Genomic DNA, 5,141 nt, shown 5'->3' on the forward strand with positions numbered 1-5,141 from the left:
GGCGCTCGCAGGCGGAGAGGCTGACCAAGGAACGTCGTCCCGACCTCTGGCGGGCCCACCTGGCGAAGGCCGGGATCGCGGACCCGGGCGGAGAGGCAGAGCTCTCGGACGCGCAGACCATCGCCGCGACAGGCGGGCAGAAGGACGACGACAGATGAATCTCCTCGAACAGATCGAGGCCGAGCAGATCGCCGCGCTCGGCAAGGACATTCCGGATTTCGGCCCCGGCGACACCGTGCGGGTCGGCTACAAGGTCACCGAGGGCACCCGCTCGCGCGTGCAGGCCTACGAGGGCGTGGTGATCGGCCGCAACGGCGGCGCAGGGATCGGCGCCTCGTTCACGGTGCGCAAGATCAGCTTCGGCGAGGGCGTCGAGCGCGTCTTCCCGCTCCACTCGCCGAACATCGACTCGATCACCGTCGTGCGTCGCGGCAAGGTCCGCCGCGCGAAGCTCTACTACCTCCGCGAGCGTCGGGGCAAATCCGCCCGCATCGTCGAGAAGACCAACTACAAGGAGCAGACCAAGCCCGCCGGGGCTGGCGCCTGAGGAGCAAGACGATGAAGAAGGACATCCACCCCGACTATCACTTCATCGAGGTGAAGCTCGTCGACGGCTCGACCTATGTCACCCGCTCGACCTACGGCGCCGAGAACGCGAAGCTCTCGCTCGAGATCGACCCGTCCGTGCACCCGGCCTGGACCGGCGGCTCGGCCAAGCTGATGGACACCGGCGGCCGCGTGTCGAAGTTCAAGAAGAAGTACGAGGGCCTCGGCTTCTGAGCCGGCCCGCACGGCCAGAGCCGCGGCCGCTCCCTCGGGGGCGGCCGCTGCCATTTCGAGGACCGGTGATGCCCCCGCGCGCCCTGAGCCTGACCGAGGACCACGTCGCGCGGGCCACGCGGCCGGTGGAGGACTTCCCGAGTCCATCCGGCTACACCCCCGCCACCGACGACGAGTTCGCGGCGCAGGTGGAGACGCTGATGGCCGAACGGCCCGAGGGTCCGCTCCACGTCTTCGCCTACGGCTCGCTGATCTGGAACCCGACCTTCGCGCCGGCGGCGCGGCGGCGCGCCGTGGCGTGCGGCTGGCGCCGGCAGTTCTGTATCCTGCTCCGGGGTTTCCGCGGCACGCCCGAGGCCCCGGGGCTGATGATGGCGCTGATGTCCGGGGGCCGCTGCGCCGGGCTCGCGCTCGAGGTCGCGGCAGGCGAGGAGGCGGTGACGCTCGACGCGCTGGTGCGCCGCGAGACGCCCTTCGCCGAGACGCTCGGCGACCGCCGCTGGGTGCGGCTCGATACGACCGGGGGCCCGCTGACCGCGCTCACGTTCTGGGCCGGCCCGACCGGCCCGAACATCCGCCGCGACCTGCCGCTCGCCGAGGCCGCCGTGCTGATCGCGCGCGCCTGCGGCCCGCGGGGATCGAGCGCGGAATACCTCTACAACACCGTCCATGCGCTGGAGGCCGAGGGCATCCGCGACCGAAACCTGTGGACGCTCCAGCGCCTCGTCGCCGCGGAGATCGATCGCTTCTGATCGGGGAGCGACATGAAGGGCGACGGCGGCGCTTCCCCGAATCGTTTCGCCCCTCTACATCTTGCGGCCGGATGCCGGGTGATCCGACCTATCTAGCGTGGACGATGCTATGCCTCATGTGATCGTGATGGGGAACGAGAAGGGCGGCTCGGGCAAGTCCACCACCGCGATGCATGTGGCGACGGCGCTGACGCGCGAGGGCGGCAAGGTGGCGGCGATCGACCTCGACCTGCGCCAGCAGAGCTTCTTCCGCTACCTCGACAACCGCGCCGACTACGTGCGCCGCCACGCGATCGAGCTCCCGACCCCCCGGCGCGCGCAGCCGCGGCCGAGCGATCGGGACAGCCGCGCCGAGGCCGAGGCCGAGGAGCGCGACCGCTTCGCGCAGGCGCTCGCCGAGTGCGGCGACTGCGACTTCGTGCTGATCGACTGCCCGGGCTCCTACAGCACCTACAGCCGGCTGGCGCACGCCGCCGCCGACACGCTGGTGACGCCGATCAACGACAGCCTCGTCGATTTCGACATGCTCGCCCGGCTCGACCCGCAGACCGGCCGCGTCAAGGGCCCCTCGGTCTACGCCGAGATGGTGTGGAAGGCCCGCCAGGACCGCGCCGCCTCGGGGCGCCGCCCGACCGACTGGCTGGTGCTGCGCAACCGCATGTCGGCGCTCGACGCCCGCAACAAGCGCCGCGTCGGCGTGGCGGTGCAGGAACTCGCCGCCCGCATCGGCTTCCGCCTCGCCCCCGGCTTCTCCGAGCGGGTGATCTTCCGCGAGCTGTTCCTCTCCGGCCTGACGCTGCTCGACCTGCGCGAGACCGACCCCCAGGCGATGACGCTCTCCAACGTCGCCGCCCGCCAGGAGGTCCGCGACCTGATGCGGGCGCTGGAACTGCCGGAGGGCTGATATGAGAGCCATCGACGGCCGAAATCGGCGGAGAGATGGCCGCAGGCACTGCGTCGTTCGGCCCGTGTGTCGCCGCCTACCGCAGCGCCGCCAGGATCTGCTGCGACGGCTCGCCCGTCACTGAGTATCCCTGCTGCGCCTGCCAGGCCGAGATCGCCGTCCGGGTGTTGTCGCCGATCACCCCGTCGGCGCCCTGCGTGTCGAACCCGGCCGCGGTCAGCCGCCGCTGCAACTCGCGCCGGTCCGCGATCGTCAGTCCGTTCGCGTCCGGCGGGAAGCTCCCCTGCACCGGCGCGCCCCCGGCGAGCCGGTCCGACAGGTGCCCGACCCCGATCGCGTAGTTGACCGAGTTGTTGTAGCGCAGGATCACCCCGAAGTTCGGGAACACCATGAAGCCCGGTCCCCCGGGCTGCGGTTGCAGGATCGAGGCCGGGCCGTAGTCCGGCACGGGCCGCCCGTCGACGCCGCGAACTCCCGCCGCCGCCCAGGCCGAGGGGCTGCGTGTCGTCCCCCGCCCCAGAGGGCCGCTGAAGCCGGACGGCAGCCGCACCTCCACCCCCCAGGGCTGACCGCGACGCCAGCCCGACTTCGCCAGGTAGTTCGCCGCCGAGGCGAGCGCGTCGGTCGGATCGGCCGACCAGATGTCGCGCCGGCCGTCGCCGGTGAAGTCGACGGCATAGGCGAGGAACGTGGTCGGGATGAACTGGGTGTGCCCCATCGCGCCCGCCCAGCTGCCGGTCATCCGCTCCGGCGCGATGTCGCCGTTCTGCACGATCCGCAGCGCCGCGACGAGCTGGCTCTCGAAGAACGACCCCCGCCGCCCCTCGTAGGCGAGGGTGGCGAGCGAGGAGATAACCGGCGCCGTGCCCTGCCGCTCGCCGTAGAAACTCTCGAGCCCCCAGACCGCGACCACGACGTTCGACTCCACCCCGAACCGCGCCTCGATCGCGTCGAGCGTCGGGCGGTAGCGCGCCAGCGCCGCGCGGCCCTTGCCGACCCGTTCCTCTGATGCAGCGATGGCGAGATAGTCCTCGAGCGTGCGCGTGAACTCGGTCTGCTTGCGGTCGCGCTCGATCACCGCCGGCAGGAAACCCGCTCCGGCGAAGGCCCGCTCGAAGGTCGCGGGCGCGATCCCCTGCGCCAGCGCCCGGCCGCGGAACCCGGCGACCCAGGCGTCGAAGCCCGGGTTCGGCGCCGGGATCCACTCCGGCTCGGCCGGTCGGGCCGCGCCGGCGCCGCCCGCGGACCCGATGCTCCCCCCGGCGCAGCCGGCGAGCGCCGCCGCCGCAATCCCGAACGCCACCGCCCGCCTCGTCGCCCGCATCGCCTGCCTCCTCTTGTGGTTGCGCGGCACCCTAGCCTATCCCGCCCCGCAGGCAAGGCGGGGCAGGGGCGGGGGCCTGAATGGCCCTGCCTCGGGACTTGCCCACCCTTTCCGGACGCGGGAATCCGTGCAATCACCATGTCGGCGTCGCCCTGCGCATACTGGTTGAGAACGAGGTAATCGAGAATGTGTACGTCGCTTGTCTATCGGGATGCCTCCGACAGGTCGTATTTCGGCCGCACACTCGAACTCACGGTAAACCTGCCTTACCTGATGGCCTATTTTCCGAAGGGTTTCGCCGTGACGTCGCAGGTCCAGGACCATCCGGCGCTGAGCTTCACGACCTCCCTGGCCGTCCTCGCCGTGACCATGCCGGCCCGAATCCCCAGCAGGGAGGCGCCGATCGGCCCGGCGGATCTCAAGGCGCTCGAAGGCCTGAACGAGCGCGGGCTGACGTTCAGCCTGCTGTCCTATCCCTCCGCCGCCGGGCCCGAGGCGGCGGTCGCGGCGGAGACGCCCGTACTCTCGGCCTCGGATCTCGGACTGTGGGCCCTCGGGCAGTTCGGAACCGTAGCCGAGGTCAGGGCCGCCCTCGACCGGCAGCCGGTGATGCTGGAGGCGCTCGCCCTGCTTGGCGGCGCGGTCTCGCCCTTCCATTACGTGGTGAACGACGCCATCGGGGCGAGCCTCGTCATCGAGTTCCACAAGGGCGTCATGTCGGTCTACGACAATCCGGTGCGCGTGATGACCAATGGGCCGAGCTTCGACTGGCACCTGACCAACCTCGACAACTACACGTTCCTCAGCAACGTCGACCGGCCGATCGCGCAATTTGGCGACTACCGGGCGGCCCAGCCGGATTCAGGCGCGGCGACGGCCAACCTGCCCGCCTCCAACACCTCCGTCGGCCGCTTCGTGCGTGCGGCCTATTACGCGCAGTTCGCGGAAAAGGCGACGACGCCCGATCATGCGGTGACGACGCTCGCCCATGTGATGAACAGTTTCGACCGGCCGCGGGGCGTGACCATCGACCTGCCCGACGGGGGCGCAAGCCACCTGGAGGTTCAGGGGCTCGACGCGCCCGGCGGGGGCGCCTCGACGGAATTCACCTGCTGGACGAGCCTCGCCGATCTCGACCGGCGGGTCTTCTTCCTGCGCGCCTACGATTCGCTCAACTACACCCGCTTCGACCTCGCGGCGCTTGCCAGTGGGACGGAGCCGCTGATCGTTCCGGTCGGGCGGCTGAACGGCGGCGCGCCGGACGGGACGGCGGCGCTTCTCGCGGCAAAAGCCGCCTGAGACGCCGCCCGGATCCGTTGCGCATGACCCGACCCCAGGCCGATCTCGCCGGACCGGACGTCCGGTCCCTTGGGCCCTGGCC

Annotated in this window: 6 protein-coding genes; 5 read left to right on the forward strand and 1 reads right to left on the reverse strand. The window is 71.1% G+C overall.

Annotated features, from left to right (window positions below; genetic code table 11):
* The first annotated feature begins 154 nt into the window (after positions 1 to 154).
* From rplS to KBA23_RS15655, 4 genes are all read left to right on the forward strand, one after another.
* Positions 155 to 547 (forward strand): 50S ribosomal protein L19, encoded by a 393-nt coding sequence (rplS, locus tag KBA23_RS15640; protein WP_290742846.1) that lies wholly within the window; start codon positions 155 to 157, stop codon positions 545 to 547.
* 11 nt (positions 548 to 558) lie between these two features.
* Positions 559 to 780, forward strand: a complete 222-nt coding sequence (rpmE, locus tag KBA23_RS15645) for a 50S ribosomal protein L31 (RefSeq protein ID WP_290742849.1) — start codon at positions 559 to 561, stop codon at positions 778 to 780.
* Positions 781 to 848: 68 nt separating this feature from the next.
* Positions 849 to 1,532, forward strand: coding sequence for a gamma-glutamylcyclotransferase (locus KBA23_RS15650; protein ID WP_290742852.1), 684 nt, complete (start codon positions 849 to 851; stop codon positions 1,530 to 1,532).
* 109 nt (positions 1,533 to 1,641) lie between these two features.
* Positions 1,642 to 2,436: a division plane positioning ATPase MipZ gene (locus KBA23_RS15655; RefSeq protein WP_290742855.1), complete on the forward strand. Its 795-nt coding sequence runs from the start codon at positions 1,642 to 1,644 to the stop codon at positions 2,434 to 2,436.
* A 76-nt stretch (positions 2,437 to 2,512) separates the two neighbouring features.
* Here the strand turns inward: KBA23_RS15655 and KBA23_RS15660 are convergent, their stop codons facing one another.
* Positions 2,513 to 3,760 (reverse strand): lytic murein transglycosylase, encoded by a 1,248-nt coding sequence (locus tag KBA23_RS15660; RefSeq protein ID WP_290742858.1) that lies wholly within the window; start codon positions 3,758 to 3,760, stop codon positions 2,513 to 2,515.
* A gap of 186 nt (positions 3,761 to 3,946) precedes the next feature.
* Between KBA23_RS15660 and KBA23_RS15665 the strand changes: the two genes are divergently transcribed.
* Positions 3,947 to 5,059, forward strand: coding sequence for a linear amide C-N hydrolase (locus KBA23_RS15665; RefSeq protein ID WP_290742861.1), 1,113 nt, complete (start codon positions 3,947 to 3,949; stop codon positions 5,057 to 5,059).
* Positions 5,060 to 5,141: the final 82 nt, after the last annotated feature.

Origin of the sequence: Amaricoccus sp. (genome assembly GCF_017995835.1) — a bacterium.
Lineage (GTDB): Bacteria > Pseudomonadota > Alphaproteobacteria > Rhodobacterales > Rhodobacteraceae > Amaricoccus.